Annotated in this window: 13 protein-coding genes and 1 riboswitch; of the genes, 9 read left to right on the forward strand and 4 right to left on the reverse strand. The window is 70.7% G+C overall.

Annotated features, from left to right (window positions below):
• Positions 1 to 44 precede the first annotated feature (44 nt).
• Positions 45 to 986, reverse strand: a complete 942-nt coding sequence (locus tag LK06_RS25345) for a ferredoxin family protein (RefSeq protein ID WP_043405661.1) — start codon at positions 984 to 986, stop codon at positions 45 to 47.
• A gap of 53 nt (positions 987 to 1,039) precedes the next feature.
• The gene (locus LK06_RS25350; RefSeq protein ID WP_039652513.1) at positions 1,040 to 2,296 is read right to left on the reverse strand and encodes a citrate synthase; all 1,257 of its coding nucleotides are present in this window, start codon (positions 2,294 to 2,296) and stop codon (positions 1,040 to 1,042) included.
• Between the two features lie 112 nt (positions 2,297 to 2,408).
• On the opposite strand from LK06_RS25350, the gene LK06_RS25355 reads away from it, so the two are divergent.
• Both LK06_RS25355 and LK06_RS25360 read left to right on the forward strand, forming a co-directional pair.
• Complete coding sequence (locus tag LK06_RS25355) at positions 2,409 to 3,575, forward strand: citrate synthase/methylcitrate synthase (protein ID WP_039652512.1); 1,167 nt, start codon at positions 2,409 to 2,411, stop codon at positions 3,573 to 3,575.
• Between the two features lie 172 nt (positions 3,576 to 3,747).
• Positions 3,748 to 4,833, forward strand: a complete 1,086-nt coding sequence (locus LK06_RS25360; protein ID WP_086083773.1) for a CobW family GTP-binding protein — start codon at positions 3,748 to 3,750, stop codon at positions 4,831 to 4,833.
• 55 nt (positions 4,834 to 4,888) lie between these two features.
• On the opposite strand, the gene LK06_RS25365 is transcribed toward LK06_RS25360, so the two are convergent.
• Entirely contained in the window at positions 4,889 to 7,348 is a 2,460-nt protein-coding gene (locus LK06_RS25365) for a DNA gyrase/topoisomerase IV subunit A (RefSeq protein ID WP_039652507.1), read from the reverse strand.
• A 316-nt stretch (positions 7,349 to 7,664) separates the two neighbouring features.
• On the opposite strand from LK06_RS25365, the gene LK06_RS25370 reads away from it, so the two are divergent.
• The 4 genes from LK06_RS25370 (at position 7,665) to LK06_RS25385 (ending at position 12,486) form a co-directional block, all read left to right on the forward strand.
• Entirely contained in the window at positions 7,665 to 9,059 is a 1,395-nt protein-coding gene (locus LK06_RS25370) for a M16 family metallopeptidase (RefSeq protein ID WP_039652504.1), read from the forward strand.
• On the forward strand, positions 9,056 to 10,456 hold the full coding sequence (locus tag LK06_RS25375; RefSeq protein ID WP_039652503.1) for a M16 family metallopeptidase: 1,401 nt from the start codon (positions 9,056 to 9,058) through the stop codon (positions 10,454 to 10,456). Before LK06_RS25370 ends, LK06_RS25375 begins: the two co-directional genes overlap by 4 nt.
• Before the next feature lie 219 nt (positions 10,457 to 10,675).
• Positions 10,676 to 10,833, forward strand: a riboswitch (cyclic di-AMP (ydaO/yuaA leader).
• A 12-nt stretch (positions 10,834 to 10,845) separates the two neighbouring features.
• On the forward strand, positions 10,846 to 11,598 hold the full coding sequence (locus tag LK06_RS25380) for a M23 family metallopeptidase (protein ID WP_039652501.1): 753 nt from the start codon (positions 10,846 to 10,848) through the stop codon (positions 11,596 to 11,598).
• Positions 11,599 to 11,799: 201 nt separating this feature from the next.
• On the forward strand, positions 11,800 to 12,486 hold the full coding sequence (locus LK06_RS25385) for a GntR family transcriptional regulator (RefSeq protein WP_039652499.1): 687 nt from the start codon (positions 11,800 to 11,802) through the stop codon (positions 12,484 to 12,486).
• A 291-nt stretch (positions 12,487 to 12,777) separates the two neighbouring features.
• Here LK06_RS25385 and LK06_RS25390 read toward each other — a convergent pair whose 3' ends face one another.
• Positions 12,778 to 13,059 carry an HPr family phosphocarrier protein gene (locus LK06_RS25390; protein ID WP_039652498.1) on the reverse strand — a complete coding sequence of 94 codons (282 nt, stop codon included), beginning with the start codon at positions 13,057 to 13,059 and terminating at the stop codon, positions 12,778 to 12,780.
• Between the two features lie 169 nt (positions 13,060 to 13,228).
• Between LK06_RS25390 and LK06_RS25400 the strand changes: the two genes are divergently transcribed.
• The 3 genes from LK06_RS25400 (at position 13,229) to LK06_RS25410 (ending at position 18,048) form a co-directional block, all read left to right on the forward strand.
• Positions 13,229 to 16,069 carry a bifunctional acetate--CoA ligase family protein/GNAT family N-acetyltransferase gene (locus tag LK06_RS25400; protein WP_043434033.1) on the forward strand — a complete coding sequence of 947 codons (2,841 nt, stop codon included), beginning with the start codon at positions 13,229 to 13,231 and terminating at the stop codon, positions 16,067 to 16,069.
• A 192-nt stretch (positions 16,070 to 16,261) separates the two neighbouring features.
• Positions 16,262 to 16,858 carry a DUF5998 family protein gene (locus LK06_RS25405; RefSeq protein ID WP_039652494.1) on the forward strand — a complete coding sequence of 199 codons (597 nt, stop codon included), beginning with the start codon at positions 16,262 to 16,264 and terminating at the stop codon, positions 16,856 to 16,858.
• Positions 16,858 to 18,048: an alkaline phosphatase family protein gene (locus LK06_RS25410; RefSeq protein ID WP_039652492.1), complete on the forward strand. Its 1,191-nt coding sequence runs from the start codon at positions 16,858 to 16,860 to the stop codon at positions 18,046 to 18,048. The genes LK06_RS25405 and LK06_RS25410 overlap by 1 nt, the downstream gene beginning before the upstream one ends.
• The last annotated feature ends 8 nt before the right edge of the window (positions 18,049 to 18,056 follow it).

The following is an 18,056-nucleotide window of genomic DNA, read 5'->3' on the forward strand; positions in this document are numbered from 1 at the left end:
GGTCGCCTCCGAGCTCGTGAAAGGCGTGCCGGGGGAGCGGAGGTTCAGCTCGCCAGCGCAGTGGGCCTCAGCTCTCGTACGGCGGTCACGTCCATCCTGGCGGGCGCACCCAGTACGGTCGCGCCACAGCTCTCCGGGCGGGGCGGTAGTGAGGCTCGCTGTGCCACCGTGACCTGCCACCGGCGGCCGTCGGCGTGTTCGACGTAGACCTCCCAGTGCGGGGCCGATCCGTTGGTCCGCACGACAGTCAGCGCACCCGTCCGGTACTCGTCCGCTGCCGACCGGACCGCCAGTTCGGCCGCCTGGCCGGGGCGTTCCCAGGCGGAGCAGCCGCGGCAACCGGCCAGGACCACATGCCCTTCCTGGATGCCGTGCAGGGCCTCCTTGACCGTGTGCGCCTCGGCACGGCCGTAGGCGTAGCCGTACGGCAGGACCAGTACCGTCGGCGAGAAGCGATGTCCACCCAGATGGGTGACTTCCCAGACCCCGTGCACCCCGGAAGCGGCCAGTTCGGCGGCGAGGGGCCGGCCGAGGAGGGCACAGCAGCGATCGCGCTTGCCATTGGTGCACACCAGCGCGAGAGGATCGCCGGTGTGCGGTCGCCCGCCGAGCGCGGTACCGAAGGATCGGTGGTCGCCTGCCCCGAGGGCGGCGAGGTCGAGGTCGAGCAGCCGTTGTGGATCGCGGGTGGTGGCACTGTGCAGCCAGACACGCCCCGGCACGGTGTGGGCGGCGTACACATTGCGGACCGGTGGTGTGCCCGGGTCCGCATGGCGTCCGGGGCGCCGGATGAGCGCGACGCGAACGCCGGTTCCCGCTGCGGCGGCTTCCAGTGCCCGGCCCAGTGCGGGGTCCAGGTGGCTCGAAGTGAGCGCCTTGGCGCCCCATGGGCCGGGCTGTTCTAGTAGCAGCCACGTCGTTGCCGTGGCTGCCGTACCGGAAACCGGCTCGTCAAGGTTCCGGGAGACGGTCGCGCACCTACTCACAGAGGTGAGCCTAACCTGACTCTTCGCAGGGCGACTTCCGGCCGTGCCGGTCTCTACGTCGGCACGGGTTGTGGTGGTCGGGGGCCGACGTAGTGGCCGCTGGGGCGCATGCGCAGCGGGCGCTCGCCGTACTCCTCCAGAGCATGTGCGATCCAGCCTGCCGTCCGGGCCACGGCGAAGATCGTCTCGCCCGCGGTGGCGGGCATGCCGCAGGAGGTGGTGAAGACCGCCAGGGCCAGGTCGACGTTGGCGTGCAGCGGGGCGTGCCGGGCGGTGGTGGCGACGATGTCGCGGGCGGCGAGCAGTGCGGGCTCCGCTGCCGGGACCTGTTCCAGCAGGCCGAACAGCGCTCGCGCGCGAGGGTCCTCCCCCTGGTAGAGCCGGTGGCCGAGCCCGGCGATGCGGCGGCCGGCGCGCAACTCGCCGGCGATCACGGGGACCGCTGTGCCCTGGTCGATGACGTCGAGCAACATGCGGTGGGCTAGGCCGCTGGCGGCTCCGTGCAGCGGGCCCTCCAGCACGCCGAACCCTGCCGATACGGCCGCGTAGGCGTGCGCACGGGCCGAGGCGGCGACGCGGACCGCGAGCGTGGAGGCGGCCAGATCGTGATCGGCGAGCAGGGCGAGGGCGGTGTCCAGGACGTGTAGCGACGCCTCGTCGGCGGGACGGCCGGTCAGCCGGCCCCACAGTGGGCGGGCCAGCGGACCGTCGTCCTGGCGGTCGTTCAGGACCGGCGGCAGCGCGGTGACGAGGGTGGGGATCAGGATGCGGGCCGTGTTGAGCACGGCAGCCTCGGACAGGTCGAAGCGCAGCGGGTCCTCGGCCGCAGCGGCGATGGCCGCGACCCGCAACCGGTCGACGGGTGAGCAGTGCTCGGACAGGGAGTCCACCGCGCGGCGGGCGATCTCGACGGTGCTTCGGGGCGGGGAGAAGGTGATGCCAGGGGTCAGTCGGCCCGTCCACAGCCACTCCGCGACTTCCTCGTAGGAGCGGTGGGTGGCCAACTCGACGGCGTCCACACCCCGGAAGTAATACCGGTCCTGTTCGATCAGCGTGATGTGGGTCCGTACCGACAGGTCACCGCCGGAGCCTGGACTCCCAGCCGCTTCGCGGCGGTTGCGCCGGGCGAGAGTCGCTACCTCTCCGGGCTCGAAGGTGCTGGCCCTGCTGCCGGGCTCGCGTCTGCTGCTGAGCAGGCCGCGGCTCACATACGCGTACACCGTCTCGGGCTTCACGCCGAGCAGTTCGGCGGTCTCCTTGGTGGTCAGCCTCCGCCCGGCAAGGCCGGCGACGGGCTCGTGATCGCGCATGCGGCCACCGTAGCCGCATCTGCATTCCTTGATGGCATTGCATTGATTCAATCAATATTGACAAGAAAATCGTCAATCCTGGACAGTTGGATCAAGTTCAGGGAGGAGAATCATGGCCATCAACAGGACCCCAACCCCTCTCATCGACGCACCGCGCGGTCTCGCGGGTGTGGTCGTCGCCGACACCGAGATCGGTGACGTGCGGGGCCGAGAGGGCTTCTACCACTACCGCCAGTACTCGGCCGTTGAACTCGCACGCACCCGCGGCTTCGAGGACGTCTGGCATCTCCTGGTCCACGGGGCGCTCCCAGATGCACGGCGCAGTGCCGCCTTCGCCGCCGAGACCGCAGCACTGCGCCGCATCCCCGACGAGGTCCGCAGGGCACTGCCCGCGATCGCCGCAGCGAGCCGGCTCTCGGGGCCGCTGGCCGGTCTGCGCACCGCCCTGTCGCTGCTGGGTGCCGCACAGGGGCTCCGCCCGGTGTACGACATCGACGCCGACCGGCGTCGGGCCGACACCGTGGGCATCTGTGCCGTCGCCCCCACCCTGCTCGCCGCGCTCTACCGGCTCGGGCAGGGCCTCGACCCGGTCGAGCCGCGCGAGGAGCTCTCCCACGCGGCCAATTTCCTGTACATGCTGACGGGTTCGCAACCCGACCCGCGTCGGGCCCGTGCGGTCGAGCAATACCTGATCTCCACCATTGATCATGGATTCAATGCGTCAACCTTCACCGCGCGTGTCATCGCCTCCACGGGTGCCGACATGGCCGCCTGCCTGACCGGTGCCGTGGGCGCCCTGTCGGGGCCGCTGCACGGAGGAGCGCCCAGCCGGGCGCTGGACACGCTGGACGCGATCGGCACTCCGGACCGGATCGATCCCTGGATCCGGGAACGGGTGTTCGCCGGTGACCGGATCATGGGCTTCGGGCACGCGGTCTACCGCACGGAAGACCCCCGATCGCGGCTGCTCAAGGACATCGCTCTGTCCTTCGGAGGCTCCCGTGTGGACTTCGCGGTGGAGGTCGAGCACAGGGTCGAGGCGATCCTCGCCGAGCTCAAGCCGGGTCGCGAACTCCACACGAACGTGGAGTTCTACGCGGGCATCGTCATGGAACTGTGCGGCCTGCCCCGCGAGATGTTCACCCCCACCTTCGCGGCGGCGCGGATCGTGGGGTGGAGCGCCAACATCCTGGAACAGGCGGCCGATGCGAAGATCATCCGCCCGGTGGCGCGCTACGTGGGACCGGAGCCGCAGGTCGCGGTACCCACGGTCGGTTGACGGCACGCGTCCTCGCCCGAGGGACGCGCCGATGCCCCACGGAAGCCTCGCCCCCCAGGGGATGGGCCGGCGCTCAAGGGCGAGCGCCGCTGCCCGCGGGGCCCTTTCGCCCTGCTCCTATCCTGGTCCGGCAGCCGGTCCACGTGAGAGAGGTCGCCCGTTGGGGAACAACCTGGGCAACAGCCGCAGTCCGCAGCAGATCCCGGTCGTCGTACTCGCCGGTTTCCTGGGTTCCGGGAAGACCACGCTCCTCAATCACCTCCTGCACCACAGCGGAGGCAGCCGTGTGGGGGCGATCGTCAACGACTTCGGGGCCATTGAGATCGACGCCATGGCCGTTGCCGGAGCCCTCGGCGACTCGACCGTCTCGCTCGGCAACGGCTGCTTGTGCTGCGCCGTCGACGCGAGCGAGCTGGACGGTTACGTGGCCCGGCTCGCCGCACCCGGTGCCGGAATCGACGTGATCGTCATCGAAGCCAGCGGGCTAGCCGAGCCCCAGGAGCTCGTGCGCATGGTCCTGGCCGGCGAGCACCCGAGAGCGGTGTACGGGGGGCTGGTGGTAGTCGTGGACGCCGCCGAGTTCGACGACACCCGAGCCAGGCACCCGGAGATCGACCGGCACCTCGCCCTTGCCGACTTGGCGGTGGTCAACAAGCTCGACCGGGCCGCCGACGGTGAGCGGGTGCTCGGCCTGGTGCGGTCCCTCGTGGACCGCGCCGCCGTCGTTCCCGCCTCCTACGGCCGTATCGACCCGGAGCTCCTCTTCGACTGCAGGCCGAGCGAGGAACGCATCGGACAGTTGTCCTTCGACGACCTGCACCACGAGGACCCGCACGAGCACCACGAGGACGACGACCACGCCGGTCACCTGCACACCACGTACGACAGCCTGTCCTTCACCTCCGACGTGCCCCTGGAGCCCCGTCGGCTCATGCAGTTCCTGGACAGCCGGCCCGAGGGGCTGTACCGGATCAAGGGATACGTCGACTTCGGCCCCTACGACACGCTCAACCGCTACACCGTTCATGCCGTAGGCCGGTTTCTGCGCTTCTACCCGGAGCCCTGGCCGCCCGCCGGTGCCCGCCTGACCCAGCTCGTGCTGATCGGCTCCGGTATCGCCGCCGAGTCCCTCGGCAAGGATTTGGAGGCGGCGAAGAACGACGCCCCACACACCGACGAACACGGCATGTGGGGCGTTCTCCGCTACGTCCGGGGTCCGGAAACAGCGGACCTGGAAGATCCCCCCGGTGTCCCCTGATGCCGCGGAGCGCGCGTGTGGGGGTCGCGCCGGGGCGACCGTGGCCGATGCGGCGCTACAACACCGGCCCCGCGACCACCGCCACCGTCTTCGGCAGCGAGACGCCCGAGCCGTCCCGGCGCGGGTCCGGCTCCGGCAGCCGCGCCGGGGTGCCGTTCTTCTGCGCCGCGCGCGCGGGAGCCGGACCCGCCCAGCCCAGTGCCAGGCAGTCCTCCCCCTTCAGGAACCGCTGGCAGCGCACACCACCCGTGGCCCGACCCTTGCGCGGGTACTGGTCGAACGGGGTCAGTTTGCCTGTCGTCTGCACCGAGTCGTCCAGCGTGCCGCGCGACCCCGCCACCGTGAACACCAGGGCATCAACGGCCGGGTCGACTGCGGTGAAGAAGATCACCTTCGCGCCCTCGGTCAGCTTGATGCCCGCCATACCGCCCGCCGGACGGCCCTGCGGACGGACGATGGACGCCTGGAAACGCAACAGCTGCGCATCGTCCGAGATGAACACCAGGTCCTCCTCGCCGGTGCGCAGTTCCACCGCGCCCACGATCCGGTCGCCCTCCTTGAGCGTGATGACCTCCAGCTCGTCCTTGTTGGACGGGTAGTCGGGCACCACGCGCTTGACGACACCCTGCTCGGTCCCCAGGGCCAGACCCGGGGACGACTCGTCCAGCGTGGTCAGACAGACCACGGACTCGTCGTCCTCCAGGGAGACGAACTCCGCCAGCGGCGCTCCTCCAGAGAGGTTCGGCGCGGTCGTCGCCTCGGGCAGCTCGGGCAGGTCGACCACGTTGATCCGCAGCAGACGGCCGGCCGACGTCACCACACCGATCTCCCCGCGCGCGGTCGTGGGGACCGCTGAGATGATCACGTCGTGCTTGACGCGCTTGGCCCCCGACTGCTTCGGCAGCGGCTCGTCGTCCGCCGTACGGGCCAGCAGCCCCGTCGAGGACAGCAGCACCCGGCACGGGGCGTCGGCCACCTGCAGCGGCACGGTGGCCGCAGGGGTGCCCGCGGACTCCAGTAGGACCGTGCGCCGTTCGGTGCCGAACTTCTTCGCCACGGCGGCTAGTTCGGCCGAGACCAGCTTGCGCAGCTCCGCATCGGACTCCAGGATCCGGGTCAGCTCCTCGATCTCCGTGCTGAGCCTGTCCTTCTCCGCCTCCAGCTCGATGCGGTCGAACTTGGTGAGCCGGCGCAGCGGTGTGTCGAGGATGTACTGCGTCTGGACGTCGCTCAGCGAGAACCGTTCCATCAGGCGCTGCTTGGCCTGCGCCGAGTTCTCGCTGGACCGGATCAGCCGGATGACCTCGTCGATGTCGACCAGCGCGGTCAGCAGGCCCTCGACCAGGTGCAGTCGGTCGCGCCGCTTCCCGCGGCGGAACTCGCTGCGGCGCCGGACGACGTCGAAGCGGTGGTCGAGGTAGACCTCCAGGAGTTCCTTCAAGCCCAGCGTGAGCGGCTGACCGTCCACCAGTGCCACGTTGTTGATGCCGAAGGACTCCTCCATCGGAGTCAGCTTGTACAACTGCTCCAGGACCGCCTCCGGTACGAAGCCGTTCTTCACCTCGACGACCAGGCGCAGGCCGTGCTCACGGTCGGTGAGGTCCTTGACGTCGGCGATGCCCTGGACCTTCTTCGCGTTGACCAGGTCTTTGATCTTCGCGATGACCTTTTCCGGGCCGATGGTGAAGGGCAGTTGAGTGATCACCAGGCCCTTGCGGCGGGCGGTCACGGTCTCGACCGATACCGTCGCGCGCATCTTGAAGGTGCCACGGCCCGTCGCGTACGCGTCCCGGACGCCGGGCAGGCCGACGATCCGGCCCCCGGTGGGCAGGTCGGGGCCCGGGACGTGCTTCATGAGCGCGTCCAGGTCGGCGTTCGGATGCCTGATCAGGTGGCGGGCGGCGGCGATGACCTCGCGCAGGTTGTGCGGTGGCATGTTCGTCGCCATGCCGACCGCGATGCCCGAGGAGCCGTTGACCAGAAGATTCGGGAAGGCGGCCGGCAGCGCCACCGGCTCCTGTTCCTGGCCGTCGTAGTTGGGCGCGAAGTCGACCGTGTCCTCGTCGATCGACTCGGTCATCAGACCCGTCGCCTCGGCCATCCGGCATTCGGTGTACCGCATGGCGGCCGGTGGGTCGTCGTTGCCCAGCGAGCCGAAGTTGCCGTGTCCGTCTACCAGCGGCAGACGCATGGAGAAGGGCTGCGCCATACGCACCAGGGCGTCGTAGATCGACGTGTCGCCGTGCGGGTGCAGTTTGCCCATGACCTCACCGACGACCCGCGCGCACTTCACGTAGCCGCGGTCGGGGCGCAGGCCCATCTCGTTCATCTGGTAGACGATCCGGCGGTGCACCGGCTTGAGCCCGTCCCGGGCGTCCGGCAGGGCGCGCGAATAGATGACCGAGTAGGCGTACTCAAGGTAGGAGCCACGCATCTCGTCCACGACGTCGATGTCGAGGATCTTCTCCTCGTACGAATCGTCGGGCGGCGGGGTCTTCGTGCTGCGGCGGGCCATCGCTGCCGGCTCCTCCTGATCTGGTCGCTCACCGAGGGGGCGCGCACCCCCCGGCTCGCTCTCGCGCAAGCGATTGACGGATCTGACGCAAACCATTGTGGACCGCGGCACCGACAACCCGGGCACCACCCGGTCCGTGTGCTTCCGCCCGGTGCCGGAAGGCGTCCTGGGGCACGCGTGACGCAGGCTACGCGATCTGCTGTGGGCGTACGCTCCGCGGGAACTTCGCCGGGGCCCCGCACGCTTTGCATACAGTGGCGGGAACGGCAGGAAAACCGCGGTTTCCGCAACCGATTCCGCTTGCGAAGGGACGCACATGCCCATGGGTCACACGACCACAGCCGAGGCAGGCTCCGGGGGCCTGACAGCGACCGAGCACCGCCTGGCCAACGGTCTGCGCGTGGTGCTCTCCGAGGACCACCTGACCCCAGTGGCGGCGGTCTGCCTCTGGTACGACGTCGGTTCCCGGCACGAAGTCAAGGGGCGTACCGGCCTGGCTCACCTTTTCGAGCACCTGATGTTCCAGGGCTCCGCGCAGGTGAAGGGGAACGGTCACTTCGAGTTGGTGCAGGGTGCCGGCGGCTCGCTCAACGGCACCACCAGCTTCGAGCGCACCAACTATTTCGAGACCATGCCCACCCACCAGCTGGAGCTCGCTCTCTGGCTGGAGGCCGACCGCATGGGCTCGCTGCTGACCGCCCTGGACGACGAGTCCATGGAGAACCAGCGGGACGTCGTCAAGAACGAGCGCCGCCAGCGGTACGACAACGTCCCCTACGGCACCGCCTTCGAGAAGTTGACCGCCCTCTCCTACCCGGAGGGCCACCCCTACCACCACACGCCGATCGGCTCGATGGCGGACCTGGACGCGGCCACGCTGGAGGACGCGCGCCGGTTCTTCCGCACCTACTACGCACCGAACAACGCGGTGCTCTCCGTGGTCGGCGACATCGACCCCGAGCAGACCCTCGCCTGGATCGAGAGGTACTTCGGTTCGATCCCCGCGCACGACGGCAAGCCGGAGCCCCGTGACGGCTCGTTGTCCGAGACCATCGGCGAGCAGAAGCGGGAGGTCGTCGTCGAGGAGGTACCGGCGCGCGCCCTGATGGCCGCCTACCGTCTCCCGCACGACGGCGCCCGCGCGTGCGACGCGGCCGACCTCGCCCTGACCGTCCTCGGCGGCGGCGAGTCCTCCCGCCTGTACAACCGGCTGGTACGCCGCGACCGTACCGCCGTCGCGGCCGGCTTCGGCCTGCTGCGCCTGGCGGGCGCTCCCTCGATGGGCTGGCTGGACGTGAAGACCTCCGGTGACGTCGAGGTGCCGGTCATCGAGGCCGCCATCGACGAGGAGCTGGCCCGCTTCGCCGAACAGGGCCCCACGTCGGAGGAGATGGAGCGCGCCCAGGCCCAGTTGGAGCGCGAATGGCTGGACCGGCTCGGCACGGTCGCCGGACGTGCCGACGAACTGTGCCGGTTCGCCGTTCTGTTCGGCGACCCGCAGCTCGCGCTCACCGCCGTCCAGCGGGTACTGGCGGTGACGCCCGAGGAAGTCCAGGAGATCGCGTCGGCCCGCCTGCGGCCCGACAACCGAGCCGTCCTCGTCTACGAGCCGAAGTCTCCGGAGGCCGTCGAGGACGCCGAGGTCCCGGAGGACCCGGAGCAGGAAGCGACCGTAGAGGCCGGTAACGAGAACGAGGAGACGGCCAAGTGACCGAGCTCGCCACCATGCAGTTCCATCCCCAGCCGCAGCCGGGCGAGGCCAGGCCCTGGGCGTTCCCGGCCCCGGAGCGCGGCACGCTCGACAACGGCTTGACGACACTGCGCTGCCACCGCCCCGGCCAGCAGGTCGTCGCCGTGGAGGTGTTGCTGGACGCGCCCCTGGACGCTGAGCCGGCCGGCCTGGACGGCGTCGCCACGATCATGGCGCGGGCCTTCTCCGAGGGCACTGACCGGCACTCCGCCGAGGAGTTCGCCGCCGAACTGGAACGAGCGGGCGCCACACTGGACTCGCACGCCGACCACCCGGGCGTCCGGATCAGCTTGGAGGTCCCCGCCTCCCGCCTGGCCAAGGGGCTCGGTCTGCTCGCCGATGCCCTGCGCGCGCCCGCCTTCGCCGAGAGCGAGGTCGAGCGGCTGGTCCGCAACCGCCTGGACGAGATCCCGCACGAGCTGGCCAACCCCTCCCGCCGGGCCGCCAAGGAACTGTCCAAGGAGCTGTTCCCGGCCGCCTCGCGCATGTCCCGCCCACGCCAGGGCACGGAGGAGACCGTCGAGAAGATCGACGCGGCGGCCGTGCGCGCCTTCTACGACCGGCACGTGCGCCCCGCCACGGCCACCGTGGTCGTGGTCGGCGACCTCGCCGGGGCCGACCTGGACGGCCTGCTCGCCGACACCCTGGGCGCCTGGACCGGCACACCGGCCGAGCTCCGGCCCGTGCCCCCGGTGAGCGCCGACGACACCGGCCGCGTGGTCATCGTGGACCGGCCCGGTGCCGTGCAGACGCAGCTCCTCATCGGCCGCGTCGGCCCCGACCGGCACGACCGCGTGTGGCCCGCCCAGGTGCTCGGCACCTACTGTCTCGGCGGCACTCTCACCTCCCGCCTGGACCGCGTCCTGCGCGAGGAGAAGGGCTACACCTACGGCGTGCGTGCCTTCGGGCAGGTCCTGAGGTCGGCACCTCCTTCTCCCGGAGGGGCCACCGGAGCCGCGATGCTCGCCATCAGCGGCTCCGTGGACACCCCCAACACCGGCCCCGCGCTGGAGGACCTGTGGAAGGTGCTGCGCACGCTCGCGGCGGAGGGCCTGACCGACGCGGAGCGGGACGTCGCCGTGCAGAACCTCGTCGGTGTGGCGCCGCTGAAGTACGAGACCGCGGCGGCCGTCGCGAGCACCCTGGCCGACCAGGTGGAGCAACACCTGCCCGATGACTTCCAGGCGACGCTCTACCAGCAGCTGGCCTCCACCGGGACGGTGGAGGCCGGTGCGGCCGTCGTGAACGCCTTCCCGGTGGACCGTCTGGTGACCGTCCTCGTCGGTGACGCCTCGCAGATCAAGGCGCCGGTCGAGGCGCTCGGCATCGGCGAAGTCACCGTCGTCACGGCCGAGTAGGGCAGGGGCGGCGCAACGCGCGCAGGGCCCTGACGGTCTACGGGCCGTCAGGGTCTCGGGTGTTCCACCCGTTTCCCCAGGTGCCCGATTTGGGGTGGAGGTTGCCTGTCTGACCTGTGGGATGCGCTACAAAACCCCGGCTGCGTTTGGGGACCTGGAGCCAGCGCCCTTAGCGTCGTCCGGGCTGTCCGTCGGGTATCGCGCCGCACCCGCGGCACCGGGCAGTCATCGCCGAGTCCCCGTGAGGCGCGAGCCAGGGGAGCCGGGGACCCACAGTCCCTGGGGTGAATCGGGCGCCCCGCACAGCCGTGGCCCCGTAGGAGACCTTCCTGCTCCGAACCCGTCAGCTAACCCGGTAGGCGAGAGGGAAGGAAAGGACCAGCCACTTCATGGCGTTCATGTGCGCCACCGGGAAGCACCGCAAGCCCGGCCGGGCCAAGCGCACCACCGTTCAGGCGGCCGGTGTCGCAGCCCTCACCACGGGTGTCGTCGGCACCCTCGCCGCCTCCCCGGCGCTCGCCGCAGGAGAGACCGCGGAGCAGACCGGCCTCATGCCGATCCTCACCGTGGGCGACGGTCTGGCCGAGCGGATAGACGTCCAGGCCGCCGCCCAGCAGCAGGCCGCCGACCAGAAGGCCGCCGAGGAGGCCGCGGCTCAAGCGGCTGCCGAGAGGGCCGAGCAGGAGCGTGAGGCCAGGATCCGCGCGGCCCGTGAGGCCGAGCGCAAGCTCCTGAACGCCTTCGTCGCCCCGATCGCGCACTCCTACGTTTCCACGGGCTACAAGGCCAGCAGCTCCCTGTGGTCCTCCGGTTCGCACACCGGCATTGACTTCCACGCGGCCGCCGGTACGCCCGTCCACGTGGTCGGCTCCGGCACGGTCGTTTCCGCGGGCTGGGGCGGTGCGTACGGCAACCAGATCGTGATCCGGATGGCCGACGGCATGTACACCCAGTACGGCCACCTCTCGTCCATCGGCGTCACGGTCGGCCAGGAGGTCGTCCCGGGCCAGCGGATCGGGCTGTCCGGGGCGACCGGGAACGTCACCGGCCCGCACCTCCACTTCGAGGCGCGTACGACTCCCGACTACGGCTCCGACATCGACCCCGTTGCCTACCTCCGCGGGCACGGCGTGAACGTGTGACGGACCACCCATCACGAGATCGTTGGCGGCCCCGGCTCAGCGAGCCGGGGCTTCCGCCGTTTCGCAGTGTTCACCGGGTCCGTTGTCCAAAAAATATCTATGGATTCCGGCCTGCCGTCGGAAATTCTGACTCATTGCAATAGAGTCACGGAACACGCGTCCATCGTCGACGTTTCGCGGGGATTAAGACGGAGGTCGGTCATGCGTATTCCGGCGCATTCGGTGTGCACGGCGATCCGGGACGACATCGTCGCCGGTGTCCATGAGCGTGGCGGCCGCCTCACCGAGGAAGTCCTGGCCCGCCGTTACGGAGTTTCGCGCGTTCCCGTCCGCGAGGCCCTGCGCACCCTGGAGGCGGAGGGTTTCGTGGTGGCCCGCAGGCATGCGGGCGCATGCGTGGCCGAACCCACCGAGCAGGAGGCGGCCGACCTGCTGGAGATGCGCATGCTCCTGGAGCCGCTTGGTGCCGCACGGGCCGCACAGCGGCGCACGGAGGCTCACCTCAAGGTGTTGCGCGGCCTGGTCCGGCTGGGCCAGGAGCGGGCCAGGAGAGGAAACAGCGAGGATCTGCGCTCGCTGGGCGGCTGGTTCCACGAGACGCTCGCGCAGGCGTCCGGCAGCCCTTCGCTCACCGCGACGCTCACCCAGCTGCGCCACAAGATCGCCTGGATGTACCGGGTCGAGGCCGCGCGGAGCCAGGTGGAGTCCTGGGTCGAGCACGGCGCGATCGTGGACGCGGTGGCGCGCGGCGACAGTGAGCGCGCACGGGCGGTCACGGCACTGCACACCGAGCGTGCGACGGCCGGCCACCGCCTTCGCTTTTCCACCGTCCCGGAGCGTGTGAGGACTTCGCAACATTCCGTAAACACGCCTGGGGTGCGGTATTAACACGGACGTCGTATACAAAGGAGGGTATTCGATGGCGGGCGGTTTTCCGCTGCCCGAATTCCGTGTCGTCGATTGTGGTCCGGCCGTTGTTCCACCTTCGTGCTTTCGTCGTACCCGTGGTGCTGTATCCGCCGGCGTGCACGTTGCTGTGCCGGAAATTCGTCAGGTCTGCCCCGTGAGTGCTGCGGAAAAATGCGGTCAATGATGAGGGGGGAGACGCGGTGGACACGCCGAAGCCGCGGCGCCCCCAGGGGACGACGCGGCTTCGGCGGGAGTGGTCGCGCCGGGTGGTCAGACGGTCTCGGGCAGCTCCTCCAAGCCCTCGGAGACCAGCTTGGCCAGGCGGTCCAGCGCGGTGTCCGCGCCCTCGGCGTCGCAGGTGAGGATGATCTCCTCGCCCCCCTGGGCGCCCAGGCCCAGGACGGCCAGCATGGAGGCCGCGTTCACCGGGGTGCCGCCGGTCTTGGCGATCGTCACCGGGACGCCTGCGGCCGTGGCGGCTCGGACGAAGATGGAGGCGGGACGGGCGTGGAGGCCCTCGGCCCAGCCGACGTTGACGCGGCGCTCAGCCATGTGTTGCTGCCCTTCAGCTTTTCAGGGTTGTCTAGACCAGTTTCCCATATCGTGGGGCGTGCCCGGAAGGGGCCTTCTCTCCCACTCCGGCGTGTCGCCGCACCCCGCCTCCGTCTCCCCCGCGGGCTGCCCCGCGCCGTTGTCGTACGCGAGCCGTACTCTGGGGCCCATGCAGACCCCGGCGGACCGGCAGGACCGGCACGAGTACCCCGCCCACTGGGAGGCGGACGTAGTGCTGCGCGACGGGGGTACCGCGCGCGTCCGGCCCATCACCGTTGACGACGCCGACCGCCTGGTCAGCTTCTACGAGCAAGTCTCGGACGAGTCGAAGTACTACCGCTTCTTCGCGCCCTACCCTCGGCTGTCCGCCAAGGACGTCCACCGCTTCACGCACCACGACTTCGTGGACCGGGTGGGACTCGCGGCCACCGTCGGCGGCGAGTTCATCGCCACCGTGCGCTACGACCGCATCGGCGCCGACGGCATGCCCGCCTCCGCACCGGCGGCCGAGGCCGAGGTCGCCTTTCTGGTGCAGGACGCCCACCAGGGCCGAGGCGTCGCCTCCGCCCTGCTGGAGCACATCGCGGCCGTCGCACGCGAGCGTGGCATCCGTCGCTTCGCCGCCGAGGTGCTGCCGGCCAACACCAAAATGATCAAGGTGTTCACGGATGCCGGCTACACCCAGAAGCGCAGCTTCGAGGACGGAGTCGTACGCCTGGAGTTCGACCTTGAACCCACCGACCGCTCCCTCGCCGTACAGCGCGCGCGGGAGCAGCGTGCCGAGGCGCGCTCGGTACGGCGGCTCCTGGCGCCCGGCTCCGTGGCGGTGGTCGGTGTCGGCCGCGCCCCCGGCGGAGTGGGCCGTAGCATCCTCGGTAACATCCGGGACGCCGGCTATCCGGGCCGCCTGCACGCCGTGAACAAGGCCTTCCCCGAGCAGACCAAGGACGTCGACGGGGTGCCCGCGTACCGCTCGGTGCGGGATATCGGGGAAGGCGTGGACCTCGCCGTCGTCGCGGTACCGGCCGAGCAGGTGCCCGCTGTGGTGGCCGAGTGCGGGGAGCACGGCGTCCAGGGGCTCGTCGTGCTCTCCGCCGGGTACGCCGAGAGCGGGCCCGAGGGGCGCGAGCGGCAGCGGGCCCTCGTCCGGCACGCACGTGCGTACGGGATGCGGCTCATCGGTCCGAACGCCTTCGGGATCATCAACACCGCCCCGGACGTCCGGCTGAACGCCTCCCTCGCCCCGCAGATGCCCCGTCCGGGCCGCATCGGTCTGTTCGCCCAGTCCGGCGCCATCGGCATCGCCCTGCTGTCCCGGCTGCACCGGCGTGGGGGAGGGGTGACCGGCGTCACCGGCGTGTCCACCTTCGTGTCCGCCGGCAACCGCGCCGACGTCTCCGGCAACGACGTCCTGCAGTACTGGTACGACGACCCCGACACCGACGTCGTCCTGATGTACCTGGAGTCCATCGGGAACCCCCGCAAGTTCACCCGCCTCGCCCGTCGGACGGCGGCGGCGAAGCCGCTGGTCGTCGTGCAGGGCACGGGGACCGCACCGCAGGGGCACGCTGTTCGGGCCACCCGGCTACCGCACGAGACCGTCTCCGCGCTGCTGCGGCAGGCCGGTGTGCTGAGGGTGGACACGATCACCGAACTGGTCGACGCGGGCCTGCTGCTCGCCCGACAGCCGCTGCCCGCCGGACCGCGCGTGACGATACTCGGCAACTCCGAATCGCTGGGCGTGCTGACGTACGACCGCTGCATCGCCGAGGGACTCAGGCCGTCGCGCCCGGTGGACCTGACGACCGCGGCCACGGCGGAGGACTTCCACCAGTCGCTGTCCGCTGCGCTGGCCGACGACACCTGCGACTCGGTCGTGGTGACGGCGATCCCCGCCATCGGGGAGGGATCACCGGGGGACGCGGAGCTGGCGGAGGCGCTCCGGTCCGCTGCGGCGGCGGCGCCGGGCAAACCGGTGCTGGTCGTCCACGTGGAGCTCGGGGGCCTTGCGCAGGCGTTGTCGGCCGCGGCGAGCACGGCACCGCAGGCTGCTGACCGGCCACCCACTGCGGGTACCACCAGTACCACCGGAGCCACTGAGGGGGACGCCGCGGCAGCCGCCCTGCGGGACCCGGTCCCCGAAGACGCCCGGCTCATCCCCGCCTATCCCGCGGCCGAGCGTGCCGTCAGGGCGCTGTCCGAGGCCGTCAGGTACGCCCAGTGGCGGCGGGAGGCGGTCGATCCCGGGAAGGTGCCGGAGTACGACGACATCGACGAAAAGGGAGCCGCCCGGCTGATCGGTGACCTGCTCGCGCGTGGGAAGGGACTGACGATCCCTGCCGCGGAGACCTGCGAACTACTCGGGATGTACGGCGTTCAGGTGCGCCGGGCGTTCCCGGCACCCACTCCGGACACTGCCGCGGAGGCCGCTCGCTCCCTCGGCTACCCGGTGGCCCTCAAGGCGACCGCTCCGCACCTCAGGCACCGAGCAGACCTGGGCGGTGTCCGTCTCGACCTGGCGGATGAGGAGCAACTACGACGGGCGTACGCGGAGTTGATCGAGCTGTTCGGGAATCCGGAGGCGCTCAGGCTCGTGGTGCAGGGCATGGCGCCCCGGGGCGTCGACACCGTCGTACGTGCGGTGATCGACCCGGCGGCCGGGGCCGTACTGTCCTTCGGGCTCGCCGGGGCTGCTTCGCAACTGCTCGGAGACATGGCGCACCGGCTGATCCCGGTGACCGACCGGGAGGCGACCTCGCTGGTGAGGTCGACCCGCACGGCGCCGCTGCTGTTCGGCTGGCGCGGGTCGACACCGGTGGACACCCCGGCGCTGGAGGAACTGCTGCTGAGGGTGTCCCGGCTGGTCGACGACCATCCGGAAGTGGTCGCGGTCACGCTGGAACCGGTCGTCGTCGCGCCGCACGGCGCGAGTGTCCTGGGCGCCGCCGTACGGCTGGCTCCCCCGCCTGCCCGTGACGACCTCGGTCCGCGCACGCTGCCGGCCTACTGAGACAGTGGGGGGCACCGAGCAGGTCGGACGCCCGTGGGTATCTGCGCACGCCGGGACGCCCGGAAGCCGTCGGCTGCCCGGTCGCCGAGCGGGGCCGGGCGCCGGCCACGTGCCGGGGCACCCGTGCTGCCGGCCCACCGTGCTGTCCCGGTCCCCACGACTGGCCCTGACCCCCCTTGCCCACGGATTAGGATGGACGTCATGGCCAAGACCAGTACGACGACCCAGGGGCTGCGTGCGGCGATCGAGCGCAGCGGCTACTACCCCACCCTCGTGGCCGAGGCGGTGGAGGCCGCTGTGGGCGGCGAGCCCGTCCGGTCGTACCTGGTCCATCAGGAGACGACGTTCGACCAGAACGAGGTGCGTCGGCACGTCACCGTACTGGTCCTCACCGGCAACCGCTTCATCGTCAGCCACACCGACGAGCAGGCGGCCGACAGCACCTCCCCGACGCCGTACGCCACCACCTCCACGGAGTCCGTCAAGCTGGGCCGGATCTCGTCCGTCGTGGTCAGCCGTGTGGTCGCCAATCCGGAGCAGTACAAGCCGGGCACCCTGCCCCGCGAGGTCGTACTGACCATCGGCTGGGGCGCGGTCAACCGCATCGACCTGGAGCCCGCCGCGTGCGGTGACCCCAACTGCGATGCCGATCACGGATACACGGGCAATTCCACGGCGGATGACCTCAGCCTGCGCGTCTCCGAGGCCGGCGACGGACCGGAGACCGTGCGCCAGGCGCTCGCCTTCGCGCAGGCCATCTCGGAGGCGACCGCGGACCTCACACGCTGATGTCCCAGCTCTCTGCCTGGGGCCACCCGGAACCGCTCGCCCTGAACACCGCCCCGCTGCCCGAGTACGGCACCGGCTCGCTCGCCGATCTGCTGCCCACCCTGGCCGCTGGCATGGGCGTCCCCGGCCTGACCGCCACGATCCCGGAACTGACCGCGACCGACCGGGCCTGTGTCTTCCTTGTCGACGGGCTCGGCTGGGAGCAACTGCGGGCCCACCCCGACGAGGCCCCCTTCCTGAACTCGCTGCTGGGCAGCTCACGCGGAGGCACTGGCCGCCCGCTCACCGCCGGCTACCCGGCGACCACCGCGACCTCGCTCGCCTCCGTCGGCACCGGGCTGCCACCGGGTGTCCACGGCCTGCCCGGGTACACCGTGCGCAACCCGGCCACGGGCGAGCTGATGAATCAGCTGCGCTGGAATCCATGGACCTCGCCGCGCCCCTGGCAGCCGTACCCCACGGTGTTCCAGCTGGCGCACGACGCCGGGGTGCACGCCGCCCAGGTGTCCTCGCCCACGTTCGAGCACACCCCGCTCACCAAGATCGCGCTCAGCGGCGGCACCTTCCACGGACGGCTCACCGGGGAGGACCGCATGGACGTCGCGGCCGAGCAACTGGCCGCCGGGGACCGCTCGCTGGTCTACACGTACTACGCCGAACTGGATGGCGCGGGCCACCGCTACGGCATCGCCTCCGACACCTGGCGCGGCCAGCTGATGTACGTCGACCGGCTCGCCCAGCGCCTTGCCGAGCAACTGCCGCCGCGCAGCACGCTCTATGTGACCGCGGACCACGGCATGGTCGACATCGGGTTCGACGAGGAGCAGCGCATTGACTTCGACACGGACTGGGAGCTGCGCGCCGGGGTCGCCCTGCTGGGTGGCGAGGGGCGGGCACGACATGTGTACGCGGTGCCCGGTGCCGAGAGTGACGTGCTGACCTGCTGGCGTGAGGTGCTCGGGGAGCGGTTCTGGGTGGCCTCACGGGACGAGGCCATCGCGGCAGGCTGGTTCGGGCCGCACGTCGACGAGCGGGTGTACGCCCGGCTCGGGGACGTGATCGCGGCTGCCTGCGACGACGTATTGATCACCGCCTCCGAGCGGGAACCCAAGGAGTCGGCGCTCGTCGGCAACCACGGTTCGATGACCCCTGCCGAGCAGTTCGTGCCGCTGCTCGAAGTACGCTCCTGAACCCACTC

It is taken from the genome of Streptomyces pluripotens, assembly GCF_000802245.2.
Taxonomy (GTDB): domain Bacteria; phylum Actinomycetota; class Actinomycetes; order Streptomycetales; family Streptomycetaceae; genus Streptomyces; species Streptomyces pluripotens.

Coding starts and splice junctions, on each gene's coding strand:
- LK06_RS25350 (WP_039652513.1), bottom strand. CDS start 2,296: ATGCGCGATCACGAGCCCGTCGCCGGCCTTGCCGGGCGGAGGCTGACC.
- LK06_RS25355 (WP_039652512.1), top strand. CDS start 2,409: ATGGCCATCAACAGGACCCCAACCCCTCTCATCGACGCACCGCGCGGT.
- LK06_RS25365 (WP_039652507.1), bottom strand. CDS start 7,348: ATGGCCCGCCGCAGCACGAAGACCCCGCCGCCCGACGATTCGTACGAG.
- LK06_RS25370 (WP_039652504.1), top strand. CDS start 7,665: ATGCCCATGGGTCACACGACCACAGCCGAGGCAGGCTCCGGGGGCCTG.
- LK06_RS25380 (WP_039652501.1), top strand. CDS start 10,846: ATGGCGTTCATGTGCGCCACCGGGAAGCACCGCAAGCCCGGCCGGGCC.
- LK06_RS25385 (WP_039652499.1), top strand. CDS start 11,800: ATGCGTATTCCGGCGCATTCGGTGTGCACGGCGATCCGGGACGACATC.
- LK06_RS25390 (WP_039652498.1), bottom strand. CDS start 13,059: ATGGCTGAGCGCCGCGTCAACGTCGGCTGGGCCGAGGGCCTCCACGCC.
- LK06_RS25400 (WP_043434033.1), top strand. CDS start 13,229: ATGCAGACCCCGGCGGACCGGCAGGACCGGCACGAGTACCCCGCCCAC.
- LK06_RS25405 (WP_039652494.1), top strand. CDS start 16,262: ATGGACGTCATGGCCAAGACCAGTACGACGACCCAGGGGCTGCGTGCG.
- LK06_RS25410 (WP_039652492.1), top strand. CDS start 16,858: ATGTCCCAGCTCTCTGCCTGGGGCCACCCGGAACCGCTCGCCCTGAAC.